Genomic DNA, 23924 nt, shown 5'->3' on the forward strand with positions numbered 1-23924 from the left:
AGGCAACGAGGCTTGTTGAGAATTTTGACCTAGGCGAATAGCGATCTGTACCCGCGTGCCGTGATTAGAGCCGGTGGCCACCTAGTCAGTTCGTAATTTGGTTGGTCGCCAGTTTCGGACGGACCACCTGATCACACCATTCGTGATCCGAGCGCCGTAAGGCTCGCACCCCATCGTCGACGGGCACCAGAAGCAGGTCGAGCCGTGCGGTGTCGACATTGTCCTCACCCCAGCGCACAGTCCTGAATGCCTCGTGAGGCGCCTGACCGCCGTCGAGCAGTGGCGCAGCGATTGCGGCCGGCAAAGGGCGCGATTGGTTGTGACGTTGCGCGAGCCTCGTCGCGTAGAAGAAGGTTTGAAAAATGTCTTCGCGGCTCAGGCGATGTTTGCCGCTGGGCTTTTCCCCTCCGGTCGCGTATACCGGTTTGAATTTGCTGTCGATAACACGCTTGGGGACCTCACCGTTGTACACAACAAGGTCCGGCCGAATGGAGCGGTAGGTACGCCCTAGACCGTCGACGAGCGCCTGGCCCTCCGAAGTCTGTCGAGTGACTTGCAAGCCGTGACGCTTGTACGCGAGTGCCGCGATGTCTTCGACAAGAGTCTCGAACAGCAGCGCGAGGTCGAAGGTTGGAGAATTAATGCCCACGTCCGCACGATCCGGCTCGAAGTTCAGGCCGAACAGGAGCGCTTGAGCTAAGGACAGCACAGGTCCGTACGCCTCGGTCAGACGGTTTAAACGGCTCATAGCTATGTCAAAGTCGTGTTTAGCTGGAACGACCGGCTCAGCCAGGGACCGCCACACAAACTCTTGCGTGCGCAGCTGGACCCCGCCGGAAAGCCACCGTTGCGCACCTGCGATGCCGGCGAGAACAAGCCGGTTCTCCAAGACGTCCGTGGTCTTCTCGTCGAACCGGGTCAAGACGGTCCCGTCCTTGGGTCGACCACCTTGTCGATGCCATAGCGGACGACCGCGTACGACTCCGAGGCGTTGGGTGCGTTGCGCGTAAGCCTGGGCAATGTGGGCGGCAGCGAGCTTTTCCGCCTCACGGCCCATCAATAATGCCAGCACCGTCATGATGCTGCGATGTCCTCGGTCGTGCCCGGTCGACGCGAGCTTGTAAGCGCTGTCCGCTAATTCGGGGAGTCCACTGCGTCGGAGCAGCAGATAAAGGAAGGCGGCTGTGCTGAACGGAGGCTCGATCCACAGTGCGAGCGAGGTTGTCCGAACCAGCCCCGCGTACCGTCCGCTGCGCGTGATAGACCATTTGTCCCCCGCAACCTTCACGCGAACCAACTTAGAGAGCGACGCTCGCTCCTTGTCGGTCAGCGACTCTAGTGGGTCCTCGGAGACGATGACCGGGTGTGCGCCGACGATCAACACAGGCACCGCGGCTGTCATGCGAGGGACGTCTTCGCCTCGGCCCCTGTGGGCTGCGCTTCCTCGTTCTCGTCCGTGAGGTCGTCACCAGGGCCCTTCTCCTCAACGGTTTCAGGCACCCAACCTCTGAGCACGTCAACGGTGAGGTCGGCAACCACCAATGCTCCGTTACTGTCGACGATGCCGGGAAGGACGGTTTGCATCCTCTCGGCGTCGCCGAAAAGGTACTCATCGATGAGCGGGTACACGTCGTACTGAATTCGGTCCAGCAGATCCTCCTCGGTTCCGTCCGCTGGAACCGCGAGCAAGGCTTGGCCCACAAGCCGATCGCGCGCGATTCCCACCCCACCCAAGCGTCCGTTGATTCCGGTGAGAAGGTCGGCGAGGTAAATTCCCGCGACCTGCTCAGCCCACCCGTCCGCTGTCGCGAAAGCTGTCGCATCGGGCGGGCAGTCGATGAAACGGAACCGTCGTCGCAGCGCAACGTCCAACAGACTCACACTCTTGTCCGCGGTGTTCATGGTGCCCAGAATGTGCAGGCCTTCGGGAATCGCCTGAGCGACGGTGGGTTGCTGAGCCGTGCGGAAGTTCACCTCACGCTTATCGCGTTCGATGTAGGTAATCATCTCACCAAACACCTTGGCGACGTCAGCACGGTTGATCTCATCGATGACAAGGAGAGTGGGTGTTTTCCGAGCGTGATTTGCAGCTTGCAGCAGCACGCCGGGCGTCAGTATGAACTGCCCGGGGTTTTTCAGGTCCGGACGGAAGCCTTCGATGAAGTCCTCGTAAGAATAGGCCGGGTGGAAGGTGACGTTGATGACACTGTCAGCACCGTGCTCAGCTTCCCACTCACCAGCGACCACCTGGGCCGCGTGGCTTTTGCCCGTTCCGGGAGGCCCAAAGAGAATGACGTTGTCCCCTCGCGCCAACAACCGTCGCGCTTCGGATGGCGGAGATTGATGCTCCAAGAGGGCCATCGCCACGCTGGTTACGTCCTGCGGTGTCGTCATTTTGTGCCCGCCCATTCCTCGATCACTTTGCCCAGAGCCGGCGCGGTGACGCCTTCACCTCGCTGACAGACCGCTTCCATGGCCTGGTGAAATCGGCGACGCGGGCCGATCCGGGCGACGGCAGCTTGCACGCGATCTCGCAGCAGGACGGCGAGCCGTGACTCATCCCACCCATCGGGGATGGCCATCTCGTTCGACCAGGTCTTTAGCTCCGCTTTGTGCTGCCAGGGCGGGACACCTGCGGCGAGCATGACTCTCAGCGGAGTAAAACCTACGCGCTCCACATTGAAGACCAACGACATGATGAGCCCATCTGGATCGTCGAACCACTCCTGCGCCGGGCGAAGGGTTCGCAGATACCGCCAGCGGCTTAGGTACTCCTGGTAGGCCGAAGTATTCATGTCCAAGGCGCGCAGTAGGAGGGCGATGTTGCGCGGCAATTCGTGTCTCTCGGCATCTTCATCGTCGAGCTCCCAGATTGCGTGGGCTTCCAACGTGCGTTTGAACGAACGACCCAGCGGGGTGATGGCTGGCTGGTCCACGTCTCCGGCCACGAGACGGGTATGACGTGTATCAGCGAGACGCTGACCCGCCATCTTCGCCGTCTGCGTGAGCAACGTGCCTGCTTCGATATGGCGCATCGTCTCGAGCGCTTTGGCGATGCTGCGAGTGGAGGACCGATAGGGATCGATGTCAAAAAGCGAGACCTTGGCACCAGCCGGTGCGGTGATGGTCGCGTTAAGCCACCTCTGAAACCCGTCCGTCAACTGTTCTCGCAGCACCACTTTGTCTCCGCTTCTTCGCCACGAGGATGAGCTCCTGGACGGTTCGGGCTTTGTACCCACCGTAGCTGGCGTAATTCTTTCGCTCGACCTCAAGCGCGGTGAACGACTCCGGTTCGAACATGGTGCCGGTCATGAGGCCTCGCAGCAACTCGAGTCCGGTGTCGTTCCGGTCGGAGTTGAATTTGCTCCAGTGATTGGCGCCTGTGTAATACGAGACGACGACCGTGTCGGCTTGCGCGTCACGCATGACGGCGCCCATGTCCGACAGGAACATCTTGGAGCTACAAAATGACGATGTGAAATCATCCTCTGGATTCTGCCCTCGAACGAAGGTGACCTTCGAGAAGTAATCATCGAGGTCGGTGATGCTCGGATACCGGCAGACCAGGTTGAGGAGGAAGTAGTAGGCCGAGTACTGGCGGAAGTTGTAGGGCGGGTCGAGGTAGAGAATCGCGTGAGGGTCCACTGTCTTCACAAACTCGCGAGAGTCTTCTTCCCGTCCGACTCGGTGCCCCGCAACCGGGGAGACCATCGGATCTGTGCTTGCCGCTTCGACGCGAAGCGGGGTGAGCGCTCGCGCGTCCCACGTTTCCCGGGGAAAATCGTGGAAGGTCCCCTGCGTGTTCGCGACGCGTTCCACCGCCCTCATCAGCGTTGCCAGCAGATATGCCTCGACGGGAGGGGAGATGGCGCCGCTGCGGCTCCAAAGACGCACCTGTCCGAGGGCAACGTCGATTCGCTTGCCGTTCGAACTGGAGAAGAACCGTCGACGTCCGGAACGGCCGCGTGATGAGGTGTACCCGGAGTTCTTGCCCTCCTCCGTGTACGTGTCGAAGAAGTCGGTACGGCGGTAGCGCGGAGCTAGGTCCGACTGTTCAACCATATTCAGCCACAATGTGAGAGCGACGAGCCGCGTCGCGAGATGCTGTTGCCCAGCCGCTCTGGTCACGGCAAATCCGCGCTCAGACAGGACGACTGCCTGCGCCTCACGGAAGCACGCTCCACGTGCCCGTTCGGGTATCAGCGCAAGATCAGCTTCCGGCACCCCAGTGGGAACGAGGAACGCTTCACCGATGATGTTCGACAGGAGATTTGCGTCGTTCGCTGAGACGCGGTACCCCGCCTCCTTCATCGCGAGCGACACACTCAGGCTGCCGGAGAAGAGATCTACCACATGGGCGCCCTCTTCCGCATGCGCGCGAAAGGTTGTCAGCAGGTGCTCGAGGTAACGGGTCTTGTTGCCGAGGTATCTCTGAATCACGCGTGTTCCCCCACGATGAGGACTTCTTCGGCGGTGTCACGGTCTCCGCGACGGTTCACAGCGTTGAACTGCCGGTACCCATACTCCAAGGGAATAACCGAAACTCGAGCTGCACCGTACCGTTCGCTCACGATCCGTATCAGTTCGCTTTCGGTGACGGTGCGCTGGTTGCCGGAACGCTGTCCGCTCGTCGAGTAGCTGAGCATCAAGCTGGCACCTCCGGCGTGTGCCGTGTCGGTCAGGCGCTCAAACGCGGCCGGCGCCTGGACGCGCGAGCAGAATGGCGAGCTGTACCGGCCTTCCGGGTACAGACCGCGCAAAGTCTTACCGCGAACAGTCTGCAGCGGAGCGCTCTGACCGCTGATAAGCGTGTCAAGCACGTGATAGAAGCGCGAGTATTGCTGAGCGGTGTAGGGCGGGTCAGCGTACACCACGGCGGTGTCGCGCTCCCGCAGAGTTCCGGCCGTCACCGATAGAGCGTCAATAGTTCGAGCCTCGTGGAAGGCCTTCCCCACGAACCGGCTCGCGATCTTGCTCGCGGCTGTTCGAGCGAGACCCGGGATGGACACCGACCGGTCGTCGAGTGCCCGACTTCGTATGAACGGGTAGTTGTCGGCGCCGGGCACTGCGGCTTGAAGCGGCTGCGCGAAATGCTTACCTGCGCTGTGAACAGCTCGTGACGCAGCGTGACTCAAAGCGGTCAATATCGCGTTCTCTGTCCACCTCCCCAGGTTTCCGTCAGACCTCAACTCCTGCAAGCGGATGCGCGCGGAATCAAGGAGCATTGACTGCTCGAGGGAGAGATACGTCCCCGCGAACGTCGTCGTCATAGGAGTGCGAGCATTCCACGACCCCGCGTGCGCGCTCCAACGTTGGGGGAGCTTCGCGTACAGCGCGAGGAGGCGTTCGTAGTCGCGGCCTTCAAGGGCCTCCTGCTCCTGCTTGAGGTAGGCACTCCACGCCGCCTCGTCGGGGTGGGGAGCATCGAGGACTTCGTCCAGTCGTGTCGGCAGGTCATCGACCTGTGTCGCGTCTGCTCCGACGGGTAGCAACGCGTGCGCGAACGCACCCGCAGCGCGCTGAGTGTCGGTCGCCAAGACAGACATGCCGATATTGCCGGCAGCCTGCGAAACGATTGAAGACCCGGAGAACGCATCCCAGAACCCGCGACCTGCGCCGAGTGTCCGCGCGGTCTCTGAGATGGCTTCGAGCGCGCGCATCTTCGATCCAAGATACTGAACGGGCCTCCACACAGGCGCGGGGCGCGGGTTGCTCCATTCAAGCGGTTCGGCAGCAGGGGGCATAGGTTTCTCTTCAATCTCGAAAGTCTATGGGGGCACGGGCGCCTACCTGAGGCGCCGACACTCCCATGCGCGGTATACCGCGTCAGGATCACCGAGCTGGCCGCATCCGACCTGTCTTGAGCGTTCGCCCGCAACGGTACGCAGGACCACCGACATCGCCCGAGAGGCCGACCCGTCGAGGGCATGGGCGGTGGCGTCACGAGATGCGCCAGCTCGCCATCCCGCAGATCTACTTGTGCGGGTTTGCGACGCGGGATGGCCGCTTGTGGTCGTTTGACCTGCACACGGGCAGATCTCTCGGGATCAAGGCCGACCGCGCCACCACAAAGGACCACCTTTATACCGCTCCGACCTTCTGGACGGAGTTCTTCTTGTACGCCGACGCCGCGCTGCGCGAAGTCGTCGGCCAGCTTGACCCCGCCGACTTCTCGACCCCCGCGCCGGGAGTGGATCCAGCTCGAGTAGCCGAGGCTGCTCGGCATCATCGGCCGGCGCCCCTATACGAGGCGTCGATCTCCGACAAGATCGCCGGGCGCACCACCGTCGGAGGCGACCCGTACGCCAACTGCGATGTGCTCGGCGACGACCCAATTTCCTCCTGCGGCGCTCTAAAAGACGCGGCGACTGAGGCCGTTCGCGCGGGTGACGTTGCAACGTTGATCTCGGGATTGATGTTGGCGAGCACCGACTCCGCCGCGTCCACCAGAGTGAAGTCGCCCGACGCGTACCCGGCGGTGAGGGCGGCGCCGCTCATCTCGATCGGAGCGATGATGGTGGGCTGCGCGGTCATCGGGTCTCCTGCACGTGGCTGATGGTCGGGGTGGCGTCGATGAGGACGCGCGTGTACTCCTGCTGGGGGGATGCGTAGACCCACTCCGTCGAACCCTGCTCGACCATCTCCCCCTTGCGCATGACCGCGACGCGATCGCACAGATACCGCACGACGTGAAGGTCGTGCGAGACGAAGATCAGGGTTAGGCGGTACTCGTCCACGAAGTCGGCGCGTAGAGCCACGGAAATCTGCCCGGACAGCGAATCACGCGCACGCCGTCATCGTCCAGGCTGACTGCTATGAACCTTGAAGAATCGTGGTACTCGCATCTCCGGGCGCAGTGGAAGCCGGCCCACGTCAAACTGCTGTTGATTGCGGAGAGCGCACCGGACGACGGCGGCAGTCTCGAGAACCGTCGGTTTTTCTATTCAGACCGGTTGGCCGCCGACAACCTGTTCGCCAGTAAGAACCGCGCATCGCGCGAACAAACCTTCACAGGCGTCGGCCCACGCTGAGCGGCCCCGCGACATCTCTTACCGACCCATATCCCCGGCGCCACATCCGCGAACCGTGGATAGTGCGCCTTGAACGCCACCGTGATCGTGTTCGTCGGCCCATTACGGTGCTTACCCACGATCAGATCCGTCTCATCCGCGCGCGGGAAGTCCTTCTCATACGCGGCCTCGCGGTGCAGCAGCACCACCATGTCGGCACCCTGCTCGATCGATACCGATTCACGCAGGCCGGACAGGGCCGGCTTCTTGTCGGCGCGCTGCTCGGCACCACGGTTCAGCTGCAAGAGGGCAATGACGGGAACCTGCAGCTCCTTCGCCATCAGCTTCAGCGCACGCGAGAACTCACTGACCTCCTGCTGGCGCGACTCGACACGCTTACCGCTGGTCAGCAGCTGCAAGTAGTCGGTGACGACCATCTTGAGACCTCACACTGGTACTCATCGGGTTGCACCGGTATGCCGCGTCGGCGACTGCGCGCCCGACGAACGACTGAAGGAGCCAACCGCCCGGGGCGCTCAGCCCAACGTCACGCCCGCCTCACCCGCGCCAACCTCCGCAAGCACCGCATCGATGACATCAAGCCCCCGCCGCGCCTCGGCATCCGTCACCACGCACGGCGGCACCACGTGGATGCGGTTGTCGGCGATGAAGGGCAGCAGGCCGCGGCTCAGCAGGGCGGCTTTGATGGCGCCCATCGTCGCGGGCGTGACGGGCGTGCGGGTCTCGCGGTCGGAGACCAGCTCGATCGCCCAGAACACGCCGCTGCCGCGCACCTCTCCGACGATCTCGTGGCGCTCGGCGAGCTCGGCGAGACGCGGGCCGATGACCTCGGCGCCGATGCGCTTGGCGTTGTCGACGATGCCCTCCTCGCGCATCGCGCCGAGGGCGGCGACGATGCTCGCCGCGGCGAGCGGGTGACCCGAGTACGTCAGACCCCCGGGGAACACCGTGTCGTCGAAGTGGTGGGCGATGGCATCCGAGATGATGACCCCTCCCACCGGCACGTACCCGGAGTTGACGCCCTTGGCGAAGGTGATGAGGTCGGGCGTGACGTCGTGCGCGTGGAATGCGAACCACTCCCCCGTGCGGCCGAAGCCGGCCATGACCTCGTCGAGGATCATGACGATGCCGTACCGGTCGCAGATTTCGCGCACGCCGGCGAGGTAGCCCTTCGGCGGCGTCATGATGCCCGCCGTGCCGGGCACGGTCTCGAGCAGGATCGCCGCGATCGTCGAGGCACCCTCGGCCTGAATGACGCGCTCGAGGTGGTGCAGCGCGCGGGCGCACTCCTCCTCTTCGGTGGTCGCCCAGAACTCCGAGCGGTAGAGGTAGGGGCCGAACACGTGCACGTGGCCGCGCGCGTACTCGTTCGGGATCCGGCGCCAGTCACCCGTCGCGACGATCGCCGCTCCGGTGTTGCCGTGGTACGAGCGGTAGCGCGAGATGACCTTGTCGCGACCGGTGACCAGGCGCGCCATGCGGATCGCGTTCTCGTTGGCATCCGCCCCGCCGTTGGTGAAGAAGACCTTCTCGAAGCCCTCGGGCGCGAGCTCGCAGATCATCTCCGCCGCGCGGGCGCGCGTCGCGTTGGCGTGCGCGGGCGCCACGGTGGTGAGCAGCTCGGCCTGCTCGCGGATCGCCGCGACGACCTTCGGATGCTGATGACCGATGTTGACGTTCACGAGTTGGCTCGAGAAGTCGAGGTACTCGTTGCCCTCGGCGTCCCACACGACCGACCCGGACCCCGAGACGATCGGCATCGGCGCGAGCGCCCCCTGCGCCGACCACGAGTGGAAGACGCGGCTGCGGTCGGCCTGCGAGATGTCGGCGTTGCTGCGAGCGGTGAGGGGGTCGGCGACGAACGTCATGGGTCCTCCGGTGATCGGATGCGGTTGCCTCCATCATCACGACGGGAGTGCGAACATGGGATGCCGGTATGTCGTTCGCAGGACCGCTTCTTCGACCATCCGGCATCCCGAACCTCATCCCGAGAGGAAGGCCCCGCGTGCCCGCCGATCTGCGTTCCCTCATGGCCGAGCCGTCGTTCCGGCTGACGCCCCTGGCCGCCGTCGACGACGCCGCCCTCGACGCGCCCCTGCGGTGGGCGCACAACTCCGACCTGCCCGACCCCACCCCCTGGCTCGAACCCGGCGGCCTGCTGCTCACCGACGGCGCCCCGTTCCTCCCGCCGCACAGTGCCCCGGTCGACGACTACGTCGAGCGCCTCGTCGCCCTCGGCGTGCGCGCCCTGGGCGTCTCGGTCGGCATCCTTCTCGAGCGGGTGCCGCCCGAGCTGGTCACCGCGTGCGATCGGCTCGGGATGCCGCTGATCGAGGTCTCGCGCCAGACGCCCTTCATGGGCCTGATCAAGGCCGTCTCCGACGCGACCGCGGCCGACGAGCGGGCACGCCTGGAACGCTCGCTGCTCGCGCAACGCCGGGTCGCGCGCGCCGCGCTCCGACCCGACGGGCTCAGCGCCATCCTGCGCGAACTCGAACGCGCCCTGGAGACCTGGGTCGCCCTCTTCGACGCCTCCGGCGCCCTCGTGCTCGTCCCCGAGACCACGGGGATCCCCGCCGCGCTCGACGAGCCGGTGCGCGAAGCGGTCGCCGCCGCCCTCGCCGGACGACGCGCCGCCGCGGCCCGCGTGAGCCTCGGCGGGGTGGGCGAGGTCACCCTGCAGACCCTCGGGCAGCACGGCACCCTCCGCGGCGTGCTGGCCGTCGGCATCTCGAACGGCCCCTTCGACCGCGCCCGCCAAGACCTCGTCGACAGCGTCATCGCGCTCGCGAGCATCTCGCTCGAGCAGAGCAGCACCCTCGACAGTGCGCGTCGACGCCTGCGCAGCGGCATCCTGGAGCTCCTCGCCGCCGGCGACACCGACGTCGCCGGCGACACGGTCAAGCACCTCTGGGGTCGGCTGCCCCCGGCCCCGCTCCGCGTCGCCCGGCTCGACGTGCGCGATTCGGAGCGGACCCTCGACTCCCACCCGCTGATTCCCGCCCTCGAGGTGCTCGCCGAGAAGCGGCCCGGAGCGCTCTTCTTCGCGCAGCAGGGCGACCACGTCGTCGCGGTGTACACCGACGGCGACGACGCGGGACTGTTCGCCGCCGCGGCCCCTCATCGCCCGACGGGAGGCGTGTCGTCGCGCGTGGGCTGGGACCAGATCGCCGCGGCGCTCGGCGAAGCACGGCGGGCGCAGGAGCGGGCATCGGCCCGACAGCCCATCGTCTTCTTCGACGAGCTCGCCGGATCGGGCATCCTCGGCCATCTCGAGCAGACGCGCGCCCACGACGTCGCGCGCCGCATGCTGCTCCCCCTCGACGACGACCCCGAACTGCGGCGCATGCTGGAGGTCTGGCTCGAGCACAACGGCTCGTGGGGAACGGCAGCGGGGGCCCTCGGCATCCATCGCCACACCCTGCGGCACCGCGTCGACGGGGCGGCGCACCGCCTCGGTCTCGACCTCGACACCTTCGGGGGACGCTCCGAGCTCTGGAACGCCCTGCGCCTCACGGCGGAGTGACGGATGCCGCGGCCGTTCACTCGGACACCCTCGCGCGTGAGGGGTCAAGATCTGTCGCTCTGGCGCGTCCCAGGCGACGAATTCTGACCCCTCACCCGGGAGGAGAGGGAGCTCAGCTGTTCTGCGGGAAGCCCAGGTTGATGCCGCCGTGGGTGGCGGGGTCGAGCCAGCGGCTCGTGACGGCCTTCTCGCGCGTGAAGAAGTCGAAGCCGTGCACGCCGTAGGCCTTCGCGTCGCCGAAGAGCGACTTCTTCCACCCACCGAACGAGTGGTAGGCCACGGGGACGGGGATGGGCACGTTGATGCCGATCATGCCGACCTGCACTTCGCTCTGGAACCGCCGCGCGGCTCCCCCGTCGTTGGTGAAGATCGCGGTGCCGTTGCCGAATTCACCGCTGTTGATGAGGTCGAGACCCTCTTCGTACGACGAGACGCGCACGATCGAGAGGACGGGTCCGAAGATCTCCTCCGTGTAGGCGCGCGAGGTCGTGGGCATGCCGTCGATGAGGGTCGGTCCGAAGAAGAAGCCGTCCTCGTGCCCGTCGACCGTGAAGCCGCGGCCGTCGACGACGATCTTCGCCCCGTCGGCCTCGGCGATGTCGACGTACGACGACACCTTGTCGCGGTGCACGTCGGTGATGAGCGGACCCATGTCGGGCTCCGCGCCGTCGGTCCCGGCGCCGTTGCCGATGCGGAGCTTCGCGATGCGCTCACTGATCTTCGCGACGAGGTCGTCGGCGACAGGCTCGACCGCGAGCACGACGCTGATGGCCATGCAGCGCTCGCCCGCCGCGCCGTACCCGGCGTTGACGGCCGAGTCGGCCACGAGGTCGAGGTCGGCATCCGGGAGGACGAGCATGTGGTTCTTCGCGCCACCCAGCGCCTGCACGCGCTTGCCGTGCTTCGAGGCGGTCTCGTAGATGTACTGCGCGATGGGCGTCGAGCCCACGAACGAGATGGACTGCACGACGGGGCTGGTCAGCAGACCGTCGACGGCGAGCTTGTCGCCCTGCAGCACGGTGAACGCGCCGTCGGGGAGACCGGCTTCCTTCCACAGCTTCGCGATCCAGAGAGCCGCGGACGGGTCCTTCTCGCTCGGCTTGAGCACGACCGCGTTGCCGGCGGCCAGCGCGATCGGCACGAACCACAGCGGCACCATCACGGGGAAGTTGAACGGCGAGATGACCCCGACCACGCCGAGCGGCTGCTTGAGGGAGTAGACGTCGACACCGGTGGAGGCGTTCTCGCTGTACGCGCCCTTGATGAGGTGCGGGAAGCCGGTCGCGAGCTCGACGACCTCCTGGCCGCGCAGGATCTCGCCCATCGCGTCGGAGACGACCTTGCCGTGCTCGCTGGTGACGAGGCGGGCGAGCTCGGGTTTGCGGGCGTTCAGCAGCTCACGGAACGCGAACAGCACCGACTGCCGCTTCGCGATCGAGTACTGCGACCACTCGCGGAAGCCGCGCTCCGCCGAGGCGATGGCCTCGTCGATCTCGGCCTGGTCGGCCAGAGCGACCTCCGCCTGAACGGCGCCGGTGGCGGGGTTGTACACGGGCGCGGTGCGTCCCGAGGTCGAGGGGCGCTCCGCGCCATCGATCCAGTGCGAAACCACCGCGACGTCGACGAGCGACTCACTGACCATGCTGTTCTCCTCCGTTCGGCGCCGGCGGGCGCAAGGGAGACAGTACGTCGGCGTCGTGTGCGGGTGGTCTGCCGAGAGGTCGATTCGTCGCGGTGGGGATCGACAGATCGGCAGGATCCGGCCGATTGGCCGCCCATTCGCGGAAGGCCGCAGCCACGCCAGAGGCGGATGCAGTTCTGACGCCCGCGCAGGTCGCCTCGGTGTTGGGGGTGAAAACGTTGCTCTGCAGGTGGCGCGGGGTCCTCCGAAGAGGGGACAGACCGCGCGGAGCCACAGCCGATAGCGTGACGCCCGGGGAGAGCCGAACGAGAGTCACACCAAGAAAGGGTTTGACACGTGAAGGCTCCACAAAGGGCACGCCGCCTTGCGATCGTCGGCGCGTTGGGGCGCAAACCGATCTTCGCCGGCGTCGCTCTGATCGTCGGTGTCGTCCTAGTTTGGTGGGGCGGCTCGACCATCTACGCGGATGCGGTCGCAGCAGACCTCCAAGGCACACGAGGCGAACTGACGCCGCCACCGCTCCTCGCACTGGCGGTGGGTATCTGCGCTGTCGTGTGGGGCGTATGTGCTCTGGCGTGGCGTCTGGCCAAGGCACTGCACGGCGGCGATCCGTCGACCGAAGAAAGCGTGAACGCGCCCACGCGTCCTGACACTCCCTGACCCCAGGTGCTCCCGGCCTGCGATGAGGCCGGGAGCACCTCAACGCGCGATAAAGAAGCGCGCGCGACCGACGACGCCTCCTACGAGTCCGCGTTGCCTGCCTTGACTTCGTAGTAAATCGCTTGATCGGCGTACCAGGTGAACTTGTCAGCGTCACCGGCAAAAGGCAGATCTCAGTCATCGAAGTGCCCTCCTGGGCACCGCGTGGACAATCCCCCGCGAAACGGGCATTTCAGATGAATCCCTAGAGAGGCCGTGAGCCCCGAGTCACATCCCCGGCGCCATGTCGGCGAAGCGTGAGTAGTGACCCTGGAACGCCACCGTGATCGTGTCGGTCGGACCGTTTCGGTGCTTCGCGACGATGAGGTCGGCCTCGCCGGCGCGCGGGGAGTCCTTCTCGTAGGCCGCCTCGCGGTGCAGCAGCACCACCATGTCGGCATCCTGCTCGATCGAGCCCGACTCGCGGAGGTCGGACAGGGCCGGCTTCTTGTCGGCGCGCTGCTCGGCGCCACGGTTCAGCTGCGAGAGGGCGATGACGGGAACCTGCAACTCCTTCGCCATCAGCTTCAGGGCACGCGAGAACTCACTGACCTCCTGCTGGCGCGACTCGACGCGCTTACCGCTCGTGAGCAGCTGCAGGTAGTCGATGACGACCATCTTCAGACCCTCGCGCTGCTTCAGTCGACGGCACTTCGCACGGATCTCGACCAGCGTCATGTTCGGGCTGTCGTCGATGTAGAGGGGAGCGTCGTTGATGCGACCACGGGTGGCGGCGACGGTCGTCCAGTCGCGGGAGTCGAGGGTTCCCTTGCGCATGCTCTGCAGCGGGATGGCCCCCTCGGCGCTCAGCAGACGCATGGCGATCTCGCTGCGCCCCATCTCGAGCGAGAAGAAGATGCACGGGGCGTTCGACTTGATCGCGGCGGCGCGGGCGAAGTCGAGCGCGAGCGTCGACTTACCCATCGCGGGACGCGCGGCGAGCACGATCATCTGACCGGGGTGCAGGCCGTTGGTGAGCTGGTCGAGACCGGCGAAGCCGGTGGGGATGCCGGTCATCGACCCGTCGCGGCCGCGAGCGGCCTCGATCTCGTCGACCGCGGCATCCACCGCCACCGTCAGGGGGATGTAGTCCTCGGCGCTGTCGTCGCCCGAGACGTTGTAGATCTCGGCCTGCGCGCTGTTCACGAGCTCGACCGGGTCGCCCTCGCCGGCGTAACCCATCTGCACGATGCGCGTGCCGGCCTCGACGAGGCGGCGCAGCATGGCGCGCTCCGACACGATCGAGGCGTAGTAGCCGGCGTTGGCCGCCGTGGGCACGATCGAAGTGAGCGTGTGGAGGTAGTCCGCACCCCCGGCGCGCTGCAGCTCGCCGGTCTTGATGAGCTCGTCGGTCACGGCGACGACGTCGGTGGGCTCGCCGTGCGAATAGAGCGTGAGGATGGCCTCGAAGATCAGCTCGTGCTTCGGCACGTAGAAGTCGGGGCCGCGGAGGGTCTCGATCACATCGGCGACGGCGTCTTTCGACAGCAGCATGCCGCCCAGTGCGCTCTGCTCGGCCAGCATGTCGTGCGGCGGCGTGCGCTCGGGACGCGGTGCTTTTCCGAGACGGTCTTCGGCGATGTCGGCGATGGCCACGTGCTCTCCTTCTGTGCTCGGACGCCCCGTCACCGCCCCACGCGCGCGCGTGAGGGGGATCGGAAACACTGCGGGTGGGACGACCTCGTCAGCATGGAATCAGGGAGTTCCGACATCGACGCGCGCGGCTGGTGAGCGGGATGCCCGACGGGCTGGACCCACGCTAGATACCACGGTCCCCACATGCAAACAGGCCTGTGGATAACTCTGTGGAGAGTTTGCGGGAAACGCCGCCACGTCTGTGCACAACTACTGTGGAGAACTCGGTGGATGGATGCCAATTTGGAGCCGAAAACTGACGTTGATCTGGACAATCTCTGTCCACAGGTTTCCTGCGCAAAACCTGCGTGAACTTCGCCTTGAAGGTTCTGCGCTAGGGACTCCACATGTGCACAACTCGGGGGATAACTCGCCGGAGCACTACCGATCCGAGCCCCCCGCTGTCAAATCTTTTTTTCCATCCGGCGTGTCGCCCGTCACCGCGCGGCAACCCTCCGACTACTGGGATTTCACCCGACCTCTTTCGGAGCCGCGACCGCAGGCGTACCGTGGCCCGCGCAGAATCGCCGACGATTCTCTTGGGGGTGCATCGATGGATGCCATGGCGAAGCGAGGGGTGTCGCACACGCTGCGACTGCTCCTCCTCGGCGCCTGCGCGGCATTCGCCCTCGCGTTCCTCTCGCTCGCCCTGTCGGTGTCGTCGGCTTCCGCCGATGACGGCAGCGGATCAGGACTCCTCGGAGGCATCGTCTCGACGGTCGATGACGCGACCGACACGGTCGAGAAGGTCGCCCAGCCGATCACCGACGTCGTCGAACCGGTCACCGATCACGTCGCCGACACTGCGGCATCCGTCACCGACACCGTCTCGGAGGCTCTGCCCGAGCCCGTGGCGGCCCCGGTCGCCGAGATCACCGACACGGTGACCGACACCGTCACCGACACGGCCGGCTCCGTCGGCGACACCGTGGACGACGTGACCGGCGGGGCCCTCGACACGGTCGACACCGTCGTCGCCGACACGACGCAGGGCGTCTTCGACGTCATCGACTCCGGCGTCGTCGGCACGATCGTCGAGCCGATCGTCGACACCGTCGAATCGCTCCCGGCGGTCGGACCCGTCGTGGGCGACACGGGCCTCGGCGAGGTCGTCACCGACGTCGGAGACGCCGTCGACGGGACGGTCCCCGTCATCGTGGGCGAGCTGCCCTCGGTCGACCCCGTCGTCCCGGTCGTCCCCGCGCCGTCGTTCCCGGTCGAGCCGGTCGACCTCGGCGGAGACGTCGCTCCCCCGGCCGCGACTCCCGCCGCCGACACCGCGCCCCCGACGCCGGTGAGCGCATCGACAACGGCTTCCCCGGCCGCCCCCACCGGTGCGCTCACCGCGCAGGCGCGCGAGACCGCCGCGTTCTTCACCGCGGCCGCGCACTCCGCACCGTCGGCGCAGGCCGCCGCGGCCCCGGCATCCCCCGTGACTCCCGCCGACGCACCCGCGCCTCTCGGCGCAGACGTCGTCTCGGGTGTTCCGGCCTCGTCATCGGCATCCGGGAGCACTCCGACGGCCGCCACACCCTTCGCAACGCCCGCCGACGCCGCACTCGGCGCCGGGCTGCTGCTACTCGCTCTCCACCGCGGCGTCGACGACGACCTGCCGGGGAGCCCCGTCTTCGCCACCGACGTCTCTCCTGACTGAGGACGGTCGCGCCGTGCCCCGCACGGCAGACGACCCCGCGCGTTCGCGCACCCTCATTCACACACAGGAGAAACTCTCATGCGCAAGTTCTACTCGCGTGCCCTGCTGGGCGCGCTCGTCGGGGGCGGCTTGGCCGTCCTCGGATGCGGCATCGCCAATGCCGCGGAGACCTCGGGGGCAGACGGTCTGCTCTCGGGCGACCAGGCGGCGATCTCGGTCGACCTGCCCGTCACCGTCGGCGGCAACGCCGTCTCGCTCATCGGAGACAGCCACAGCGAGGATGCCGACACCTCGGCCCCCGCGCCGGATGCCGCCCCGGTGGCCACCACCGACGGCAGCGACGGAGTGGCCTCGGGAAACCAGGGCATCATCTCGATCGATGTGCCCGTCACCGTCGGAGGCAACGCCGTCTCGGTGATCGGCGACAGCCACAGCGAGGATGCCGACACCTCGACGCCCGCGCCCGAGGCGGCGCCGGAGCCCTCTCCGGAGGCCGCTCCCGAGCTGCACACCATGCCGGTGTACGTCGAGGAGACGCCGAGGGCGACCACGGACGGCACCGACAGCGTCGCGGGCGGCAACCAGGTCGTCGCGCCGGTCGAGGTTCCGGTCACGGTCGGCGGCAACGCCGTCTCGGTGGTCGGCGACAGCCACACCGAGGATGCCACCACCACCGGCGGCACCACCGGCGGCTCGGTCGGTGACGTCGAAACCGACGGCACCGACAGCCTGCTCGGCGGCAACCAGGCGATCATCCCGATCGAGGCACCCCTCACCATCGGCGGCAACGCCGTCTCCGTGATCGGCGACAGCCACACCGAGGATGCCACCACCACCGGCGGCAGCACCGGCGGCTCCACCGGCGACGTCGAAACCGACGGCACCGACAGCCTGCTCGGCGGCAACCAGGCGATCATCCCGATCGCCCTGCCCGTCACGAGCGGCGGAAACGCCGTCTCGGTCATCGGTGACAGCACCTCGACGGGTGCGACGACCACCGGCGGTGCGAACGGTGGGGGTGTCGTTGGGGGCATCATCACCGACGGCACCGACAGCCTCGGCGGTGGTAACCAGCTGATCATCCCGATCCAGCTGCCCGTCACGATCGGCGGAAACGCCGTCTCGGTCATCGGTGACAGCACCACCGAGGGCTCGCACACCGGTGGCACGCCCGGAACCCCGGGGACCCCTGGTACTCCGGGCACCCCCGGAACCCCCGGAACGCCCGGCACCCCCGGCACGCCCGGAACCCCCGGCACCCCCGGGACCCCCGGGACCCCCGGCACCCCGGGAACGCCCGGCACCCCGGGAACGCCCGGCACCCCGGGAACGCCCGGCACCCCCGGTACCCCCGGTACCCCCGGTACCCCCGGTACCCCCGGTACCCCCGGCGGTCACGCGAGCACCGGCGGAACCCCCGTCGTCGGCTCGGTCGCCTCGGCGAGCGCGGTGACGCCGCTGTCGACGAGCGCCGCGAAGACGCTCGCCGTCACCGGAACCGATGGCCCCGCGGCCCTCGGCCTCGGCCTCGCCGGTCTGCTCGCGCTGCTGATGGGAGGGGTGCTGCTGCGCCGCCGCTCCCGCGCATGACCCGCGGAGGGCTCTGACCCTCGGCGGAACGACACCGGATGCCGACGTGCTGTCGTGGCATCCGGTGTCGTCGCGCGCTCGGAACGGGGCTCGACCGGGCCCGGACCCTTCGACAGGCTCAGGGCCCTCCGCCGCGGGGGGCCGCGCTACAGGGCGCCGCCGCGGCGCTCGCGCTCGAGGAACGCGATCGTCTCGGGGCGCTGCGGGGCGTCGAAGATCTGCGCGGGTGTGCCCTGCTCGACGATGCGGCCGCCCTTCATGAACACGATGCGGTCGGCCACCTCGCGCGCGAACGACATCTCGTGCGTCGCCATGAGCATCGTCGAGCCACGGTCGCGCAGCACGCGCACGAGGTCGAGCACCTCGCCGACGAGCTGCGGGTCGAGCGCGGAGGTGATCTCATCCAGCAGCAGCAGCTCGGGGTTCGTCATCACGGCGCGCACGATCGCGACGCGCTGCTGCTGACCGCCCGAGAGGCGGTCGGGGAACTCCCGCGCCTTCGCCCCGAGCCCCAGCTGCTCCAACAGCTCGGTGCCGCGGGCGTAGGCCTCGGCCTTCGGCATCCCGTGCACTTTGCGCGCGGCGAGCGTGACGTTGTCGATCACGCGCAGGTGAGGGAAGAGGTTGAAGTGCTGGAAGACGACGCCGATACGGGCGCGCGCAGCGTCGGGGTCGATCGTCGGATCGGTGAGGTCGTCGCCGTTGAGCAGGATCTGCCCGTCGTCGACGCGCTCGATCAGGTTGATCGTGCGCAGCAGCGTCGACTTGCCCGACCCGGAGGCGCCGATGAGCACGACCACCTCGTGCTGGTCGATCGCGAGGTCGATGCCGTCGAGCACCACGTGGTCGCCGAAGGCCTTGCGGACGCTGCGGACGTCGAGCACGGTCATACGGTCCCGCCCATCTGCTCGCGCTTCGCCAACCGCGCCGAGACGTAATCGGTGAGGCGGATCATCGGCAGCGCCATCGCCACGAAGAGCAGCGCCGCCACGATGTACGGCGTGAAGTTGTAGGCCTGAGCCGAGGCGATCTGGGCCGCACGGACGGCATCCACCGCTCCGAGGACGGAGATGAGCCCGACGTCCTTCTGGAGCGACACGAAGTCGTTCATGAGCGCCGGCACGACCTTGCGCACACCCTGGGGGATCACGACGATCCGCAGCGTCTGCGCGTGGCTGAGGCCCAGCGAGCGGGCGGCGACGCGCTGAGAGGGGTGCACGGCCTCCATCCCCGCGCGCAGCACCTCGGCGATGTAGGCCGAGTAGGTCAGCACGATCGCGATCGTGCCCCACAGCACCACGGGCACGCGGCCGAAGACGCCGAGCGCGGGAAGGCCGAAGCCCACCAGGTACAGCACGATCAGCAGCGGGATGCCGCGGAACAGGTCGGTGTAGATCGTCGCGAGGGCGCGCAGGGGGAAGAACACCGGCCCGCGCAGCGAGCGCAGCACGGCGAGCGTCGTGCCGAGGATCGCGACGGCGATCGCCGCGACGAAGAGCACCTGGATGTTGACCCACAGCCCCGCGAGGATCGACGGAAAGCTCGCCAGCGCGATCTCGGGGTCGAAGAACGCGCGCCGCACGTCTTCCCACCCGGGGCTCGACAGGATCGCCCAGCCGACCACGACGACGAACACGACCGAGCTGACCAGCGCGATCAGCACCGACTTCGTCGATTGCCGACGCCGTGTGGCGCGCCGACCGAGCTCGAGCTCGCTCGGCCGCCACGCGGCCTCGGACGGGGTGGATGCCACGGGGTGTTACTTCAGGACGGGAGCGGCGTCGGTGCCCCCGAGCCAGGTCTGCTGCAACTCGTCGAGCGTGCCGTCGGCGCGCAGGGCGTCGACCGCGTCGGTGACGGGCGCCGTCAGAGGCGAGCCCTTGGGCAGGACGAACGCGAGCTCGTCGCCACCGGCCGAAGAGTCGGGCAGCTGACCGACGACCTTTCCGTCGTCGAGCACGGCCCCGGCGAGGTAGAACGCGGTGGGCAGGTCGACCACGATCGCGTCGACCTGGCCGGACTGCAGGGCGGCGACGGCGTCGTCGTTGGAGTTGTAGACGCTGAGGTTGGCGGTGCCGAGCTGGTCGGCGGCGACCTGGTAGCTCGTGGTCGCACTCATGACGCCCACGGGCAGGTTCTTCAGCTCGGCCACGGTGGTGGCGGACGCGGCGGGCGAGGTGCCGGTCGTGACGACGGCCTGGGTGGTCGTGTAGTACGGCGACGAGAAGTCGACGGCCTGCTTGCGCTCTTCGGTGATCGAGAACTGCTGCAGGTTGAGGTCCCAGTCCTTGGCGCCGGGGGCGATCGCGCTGTCGAAGGTGCTGCGCACCCACACGACGTCGTCCTTCGAGAAGCCGAGCTGCGTCGCGACGGCGTCGGCGACCGCAGCCTCGAAGCCCTCGCCCGAGGCGGGGTCGTCGTTCTCGACCCACGGCGAGAACGCGGGCTCGCCCGTGGCGATCGTGAGCTTGCCGGCCGTGACGGTCTGCAGCGCTCCCTCGGTGGCGGGTGCGGCGCCGGCGTCGGAGCCGGTGGGGGCGAAGGCGCAGGCGGTCAGCGACACGACGGTGGCCGCGGCCACGGCGGTCAGGGCGGCGGCGCGGCGCAGGCGTGCGAGAGCGGTCACGATGTCTCCTCGTGGACGTATCGGGGTCATCCCCGGAGTGCTGTGATGGTCACAGCGTATCCGGGGCATGTTTCGGGGACGGTCACCCGTGAAATCTGGCGACACGGGGCGCCTCGGGACCGGCGGGGCTGTTGCGGGTCGAGTGCGGGCTGCCGTGCAGGGCGACGGGGGTGCGGCGGTGCGGCGGGTCCGGACCCGGCCCCGGGTCACGGCATCCTGCCGACGCGCCCCTCACTCCGCCAGACGCCAATCCTCGAAGCTGAACCCCGGCGACACGAGGCAGCTCACGACGACCTCGGCGTCGCCGGCGGGCCGGGCCGCCTGCCACACGCCCGCGGGCACGGTGTGCTGCAGCACGTGTCCCGCAGCGAGGTCGGGGCCGAGGGTGACCGTCTCCGCCGCGCCCGGCTCGGCCCCCGCTCCACCCAGCGAGAGCTCGAGCGCCCCGGGACCGTGCCACAGCCAGACCTCGTCGCTCGTCACGACGTGCCAGGCGCTGCGCTCGTCGGGCCGGAGCAGGTAGTGGATGCAGGTCGCCGCGGGCCGTGGGCCCGCGGGCGTGTCGACGGCGTACGACCCCGTCCACATGCGGCGGAACCACCCGCCCTCCGGGTGCGGCTCGAGGTCGAGCAGCCGTGCGGTCTGCGGACGGTCGTCCTCAGCCCGAGTGGTGTCGGCTCCATCGGTCATGCGGGCACTCCTGTCTCGCGGGTGAAGGTGTCGGTGACGAAGCGCGCCTCGCCGTCGATGAAGGTCGCCGCCGCCGTTCCCGCCCCGGCCACCACGAGGTGTTCGATCGTGGCATCCACCTCCGACACCGGGACGTCGAAGAACGCCAGATCCGCCACGGCGCCGACCGCGAGGTACCCCGTGCGGGCGGGGCCGGTGTCGAGGCCCATCGCGTGCGCGCCGCCGAGGGTCGCCGCGCGCAGCAGCAGCTCGGGCAGGTCGCGGTTGACGTACCCCTGCGTTCGCGCGAGCCGGTGCAGTTCGGCGACGTCGGCGAGCAGATCGAGCGAGGGACTGGATGCCAGCGAGTCGGTGCCCACGGCCAGCGCGTTGCCCTCGGTGAGGTAGGCCGCGACCGGCGGCTCGTCGAGGCCGATGACCGCGTTCGAGCGCGGACACAGGGCGACGGTCGTCCCCCGGGCGCGCAGGATGGCCCGGTCGCGCGCCGTCATGTACACCCCGTGCGCGATGTGGCAGTCGGGTCCCAAGACGCCGAGCTCGTCGACGAACTCCGTCGCCCCGGTGCCGAACCCCTCGTCGCGCAGGGCACGGAAGCTCGCGGGACGCTGCTTCTGCCACGGCACCGCCTCGCCGTGCTCGCGCTCGAACGCGGCCTCGCCCAGGTGCAGGTGCAGGCGGCTGCCCCGCTCGCGCACGATGTCGGGGATCTCGAGCAGCGGCTCGACGTCGAGCGAGTACGGCGCGTGCGGAGACAGTCCGGTGCCGGGCGGGGAGGGCAGCGCGTCGAGCCGGGCTTCCACCTCGGCGCGGCCGCGCTCGGCCCAGGCGGCGTTGGTCCAGCTCATCACCTCCCAGTACGTGATGCCGTGCAGCCGCGCGTCGTGCAGCGCCGAGGCGGCCTCGACGTCGGTGACGATGTCGGCGACGGCGGTCGTGCCGGCGGCGATCATCTGGAGCGCGCCGGACGCGGCATCCCGAGCCCAGTCGTGACCCGCGCGATACACCGGCGTGAACGCGTCGTCCCAGTCGTCGAAGCCCGCGTACGACCCCCGGCCCACCGCGGCCATGCCGGTGTACTGCAGGTGGGAGTGGGCGTTGACCAGGCCAGGGGCGAGGACCCCCGGCCAGTGCACCTCGTCGAAGGAGACGCCGCGCGTGCGCAGTTCGTGGACCACCCACTCGCGGTCGCCCACGTGCCGGATGCGCCCACCCGCCACCGCGATAGCCCCGCCCGGGATCGGCGGTGCGGTGATCGGCAGGACGAGGGATGCCGAATACACCCTCATCGCCCACCCCCGGCGTAGCGCGGCGACCGCCACTCGTCGAGGCCCTCGGGGTCGAGGGGCCGTGGCACGTCGATCTGCGCGCCGCGCACGCGGAGCGCCTCGTGCGCGACGAGGTCGTCGACGTCGGGCCCGAGGGCGTGCACCCCCGACGACGGACGACGCCGCAGCAGCTCGCCGAGGGCCGCGAGCTGCACGGCGAACGAGAGGTCCATGATCTCGATGGGGTTGCCCTCGGCGGCGGTGATGTTGACGGCTCCTCCCCCGCCGAGTACGAGCGCATCGTTCTCGGCCCCCGGCGCGATCTCGCCCGGCACTCCCCCGGCCACGGCGATCGCCCGCGCTTTCGCGGCGAGCTCCGCGGTCACCGTGCCGGGCACCCCGGTCGCCGAGACGACCAGTGCGCCGGCCGCCGATTCGCGCGCCGGGCCGGTGGAGAACCCATCGTGCCGCGCCTCGAGCGCCCTCACCGGGTCGGTCTCGGCCACGCGCACCTCGGCGCCCAACGCGCGCAGGTGCGCGGCGACGCCCCGCCCCACGGGGCCGTACCCCAGCACGAGCGCCGGTTGGTCGGCGAGGCCGATCCCCCGCTCCTCGAGCAGATCGGCGATGGCGAACACGCACGACTGCCCGGTGCCGTAGCGGTTGTCGAACATCGTCTTCGTGCGCGCGTCGTTCACCGCCATGACCGCGGTGCGCAGGATTCCGGCATGCTGCATCCGCCGCAGGGGTGTGAGCCCGCTCGTCGTCTCTTCGCACGCGCCGATCCACCCCGCGACGAGCGCGGGATCGTCCTCGTGAGCGAGGCGGATGAGGTGCGCGCCGTCGTCGAGCAGCACGTCGAGGCCCGCGCGGAGGAAGGCGCGGGCGGCGGCCAGCTCGGCGGGTCCGCTCAGCGTCGGGTCGGCCGTGACCGCGAGCCCCTCGGCGCGCAGCGCGTCGGCGACCGCGGGGTCGGTCTCGTCGGGATGCGCGTACACCGACACCTCGGCTCCGCGCTCGCGGAGCAGCAGCGACAGCACGGCGGTCTTCGGCTCGAGCACCATCGCCACCCCCACGCGCAGGCCGGTCAGGTCGAGGCGCTCCGCCATCGCGGCCGACACCGGCATGTGCGCCCGGGCGAAAGAGATCCGGCCGGCGGCATCTCCCCGCTCGGGCAGCGGCGCCCCGTCGAGGCTCACCGTGTCGGCATCCAGGTCGAACTCGACCCGCCCGGGGGCGGGATGCAGACTCGGGATGCCACCGAGCCGCACGAGCAGATCGTGCAGGTCCGCGGAACCGGCGCCCTGCACCACGAACGGGCGCCCGGCGAGCATGAGGTTGGACGCACGCGCGAAGCGCCGGACGATGCGCTCGGGTGCGCGAGGGTCGGTCACGGGGTTCAGCCTAGGGTCACGGGTGCAGGCGTCCGCGCGACGGGGAAGCGACGTCAGCTGCTCGGATAACACCCGGCGCTTCATCACCCGCCGCGGCGAGCGCTGCCTGGAGCGGTTTGGGGCGCATTCTTCCGGCTGGGGCGTGAAATTTCGCGCCCCAACCGGAAAATCG

The 23924-nt window shown here is 68.3% G+C and carries 20 protein-coding genes and 1 pseudogene; 5 read left to right on the forward strand and 16 right to left on the reverse strand.

The annotated features are described in order from the left end of the window. Positions 1 to 85: 85 nt before the first annotated feature. The 5 genes from AB0N80_RS02065 to AB0N80_RS02085 are packed head-to-tail and all read right to left on the reverse strand — an operon-like array spanning position 86 to position 5660. A complete protein-coding gene (locus AB0N80_RS02065; RefSeq protein ID WP_363577270.1) occupies positions 86 to 1402 on the reverse strand; it encodes a hypothetical protein in 1317 nt (438 codons plus the stop codon). Then, complete coding sequence (locus AB0N80_RS02070; protein WP_363577272.1) at positions 1399 to 2409, reverse strand: AAA family ATPase; 1011 nt, start codon at positions 2407 to 2409, stop codon at positions 1399 to 1401. The genes AB0N80_RS02065 and AB0N80_RS02070 overlap by 4 nt, the downstream gene beginning before the upstream one ends. Continuing rightward, complete coding sequence (locus tag AB0N80_RS02075; protein WP_363577274.1) at positions 2391 to 3179, reverse strand: hypothetical protein; 789 nt, start codon at positions 3177 to 3179, stop codon at positions 2391 to 2393. Before AB0N80_RS02075 ends, AB0N80_RS02070 begins: the two co-directional genes overlap by 19 nt. Then, the gene (locus tag AB0N80_RS02080; RefSeq protein WP_363577276.1) at positions 3133 to 4440 is read right to left on the reverse strand and encodes a DNA adenine methylase; all 1308 of its coding nucleotides are present in this window, start codon (positions 4438 to 4440) and stop codon (positions 3133 to 3135) included. The genes AB0N80_RS02075 and AB0N80_RS02080 overlap by 47 nt, the downstream gene beginning before the upstream one ends. Further along, on the reverse strand, positions 4437 to 5660 hold the full coding sequence (locus tag AB0N80_RS02085; RefSeq protein WP_363577278.1) for a hypothetical protein: 1224 nt from the start codon (positions 5658 to 5660) through the stop codon (positions 4437 to 4439). Before AB0N80_RS02085 ends, AB0N80_RS02080 begins: the two co-directional genes overlap by 4 nt. 287 nt (positions 5661 to 5947) lie before the next feature. Between AB0N80_RS02085 and AB0N80_RS02090 the strand changes: the two genes are divergently transcribed. After that, positions 5948 to 6556: a hypothetical protein gene (locus tag AB0N80_RS02090; protein ID WP_363577280.1), complete on the forward strand. Its 609-nt coding sequence runs from the start codon at positions 5948 to 5950 to the stop codon at positions 6554 to 6556. Here the strand turns inward: AB0N80_RS02090 and AB0N80_RS02095 are convergent. The 3 genes and pseudogenes from AB0N80_RS02095 to AB0N80_RS02105 form a co-directional block, all read right to left on the reverse strand. Beyond that, positions 6531 to 6758, reverse strand: a complete 228-nt coding sequence (locus tag AB0N80_RS02095) for a hypothetical protein (RefSeq protein WP_363577282.1) — start codon at positions 6756 to 6758, stop codon at positions 6531 to 6533. The two genes, AB0N80_RS02090 and AB0N80_RS02095, sit on opposite strands and share 26 nt — an antisense overlap. Before the next feature lie 308 nt (positions 6759 to 7066). Beyond that, positions 7067 to 7456: pseudogene (locus AB0N80_RS02100) on the reverse strand (DnaB-like helicase C-terminal domain-containing protein); the annotation flags it as partial. 90 nt (positions 7457 to 7546) lie between these two features. Further along, entirely contained in the window at positions 7547 to 8899 is a 1353-nt protein-coding gene (locus tag AB0N80_RS02105; RefSeq protein WP_363577284.1) for an aspartate aminotransferase family protein, read from the reverse strand. Positions 8900 to 9036: 137 nt separating this feature from the next. Here AB0N80_RS02105 and AB0N80_RS02110 point away from each other — a divergent pair, with 137 nt between their 5' ends. Continuing rightward, on the forward strand, positions 9037 to 10557 hold the full coding sequence (locus AB0N80_RS02110) for a PucR family transcriptional regulator ligand-binding domain-containing protein (protein ID WP_363577286.1): 1521 nt from the start codon (positions 9037 to 9039) through the stop codon (positions 10555 to 10557). A 112-nt stretch (positions 10558 to 10669) separates the two neighbouring features. Here AB0N80_RS02110 and AB0N80_RS02115 read toward each other — a convergent pair whose 3' ends face one another. Next, entirely contained in the window at positions 10670 to 12199 is a 1530-nt protein-coding gene (locus tag AB0N80_RS02115) for a CoA-acylating methylmalonate-semialdehyde dehydrogenase (protein ID WP_363577288.1), read from the reverse strand. Positions 12200 to 12535: 336 nt separating this feature from the next. On the opposite strand from AB0N80_RS02115, the gene AB0N80_RS02120 reads away from it, so the two are divergent. After that, complete coding sequence (locus AB0N80_RS02120) at positions 12536 to 12859, forward strand: hypothetical protein (protein ID WP_363577290.1); 324 nt, start codon at positions 12536 to 12538, stop codon at positions 12857 to 12859. 267 nt (positions 12860 to 13126) lie between these two features. On the opposite strand, the gene dnaB is transcribed toward AB0N80_RS02120, so the two are convergent. Beyond that, positions 13127 to 14422: a replicative DNA helicase gene (gene dnaB, locus AB0N80_RS02125; protein WP_315994599.1), complete on the reverse strand. Its 1296-nt coding sequence runs from the start codon at positions 14420 to 14422 to the stop codon at positions 13127 to 13129. Positions 14423 to 15086: 664 nt separating this feature from the next. Between dnaB and AB0N80_RS02130 the strand changes: the two genes are divergently transcribed. Together AB0N80_RS02130 and AB0N80_RS02135 are read left to right on the forward strand one after the other, a co-directional pair. Continuing rightward, the gene (locus AB0N80_RS02130) at positions 15087 to 16187 is read left to right on the forward strand and encodes a hypothetical protein (protein WP_363577292.1); all 1101 of its coding nucleotides are present in this window, start codon (positions 15087 to 15089) and stop codon (positions 16185 to 16187) included. Positions 16188 to 16265: 78 nt separating this feature from the next. Further along, the gene (locus AB0N80_RS02135) at positions 16266 to 17777 is read left to right on the forward strand and encodes a chaplin family protein (protein ID WP_363577294.1); all 1512 of its coding nucleotides are present in this window, start codon (positions 16266 to 16268) and stop codon (positions 17775 to 17777) included. 146 nt (positions 17778 to 17923) lie between these two features. Here AB0N80_RS02135 and AB0N80_RS02140 read toward each other — a convergent pair whose 3' ends face one another. The 6 genes from AB0N80_RS02140 to AB0N80_RS02165 form a co-directional block, all read right to left on the reverse strand. Next, positions 17924 to 18667 (reverse strand): amino acid ABC transporter ATP-binding protein, encoded by a 744-nt coding sequence (locus AB0N80_RS02140; RefSeq protein ID WP_363577296.1) that lies wholly within the window; start codon positions 18665 to 18667, stop codon positions 17924 to 17926. Further along, positions 18664 to 19530, reverse strand: coding sequence for an amino acid ABC transporter permease (locus AB0N80_RS02145; RefSeq protein ID WP_363577298.1), 867 nt, complete (start codon positions 19528 to 19530; stop codon positions 18664 to 18666). Before AB0N80_RS02145 ends, AB0N80_RS02140 begins: the two co-directional genes overlap by 4 nt. A gap of 6 nt (positions 19531 to 19536) precedes the next feature. After that, the gene (locus AB0N80_RS02150; RefSeq protein WP_363577300.1) at positions 19537 to 20403 is read right to left on the reverse strand and encodes an ABC transporter substrate-binding protein; all 867 of its coding nucleotides are present in this window, start codon (positions 20401 to 20403) and stop codon (positions 19537 to 19539) included. A gap of 231 nt (positions 20404 to 20634) precedes the next feature. Further along, positions 20635 to 21093: a cupin domain-containing protein gene (locus tag AB0N80_RS02155; protein ID WP_363577302.1), complete on the reverse strand. Its 459-nt coding sequence runs from the start codon at positions 21091 to 21093 to the stop codon at positions 20635 to 20637. After that, entirely contained in the window at positions 21090 to 22379 is a 1290-nt protein-coding gene (locus AB0N80_RS02160; RefSeq protein ID WP_363577304.1) for an amidohydrolase family protein, read from the reverse strand. The genes AB0N80_RS02155 and AB0N80_RS02160 overlap by 4 nt, the downstream gene beginning before the upstream one ends. Then, positions 22376 to 23752, reverse strand: a complete 1377-nt coding sequence (locus AB0N80_RS02165) for an adenosylhomocysteinase (protein ID WP_363577306.1) — start codon at positions 23750 to 23752, stop codon at positions 22376 to 22378. Before AB0N80_RS02165 ends, AB0N80_RS02160 begins: the two co-directional genes overlap by 4 nt. Positions 23753 to 23924 lie beyond the last annotated feature (172 nt).

The organism is Microbacterium sp. NPDC089188, assembly GCF_040685155.1.
Classification (GTDB): domain Bacteria; phylum Actinomycetota; class Actinomycetes; order Actinomycetales; family Microbacteriaceae; genus Microbacterium; species Microbacterium galbum.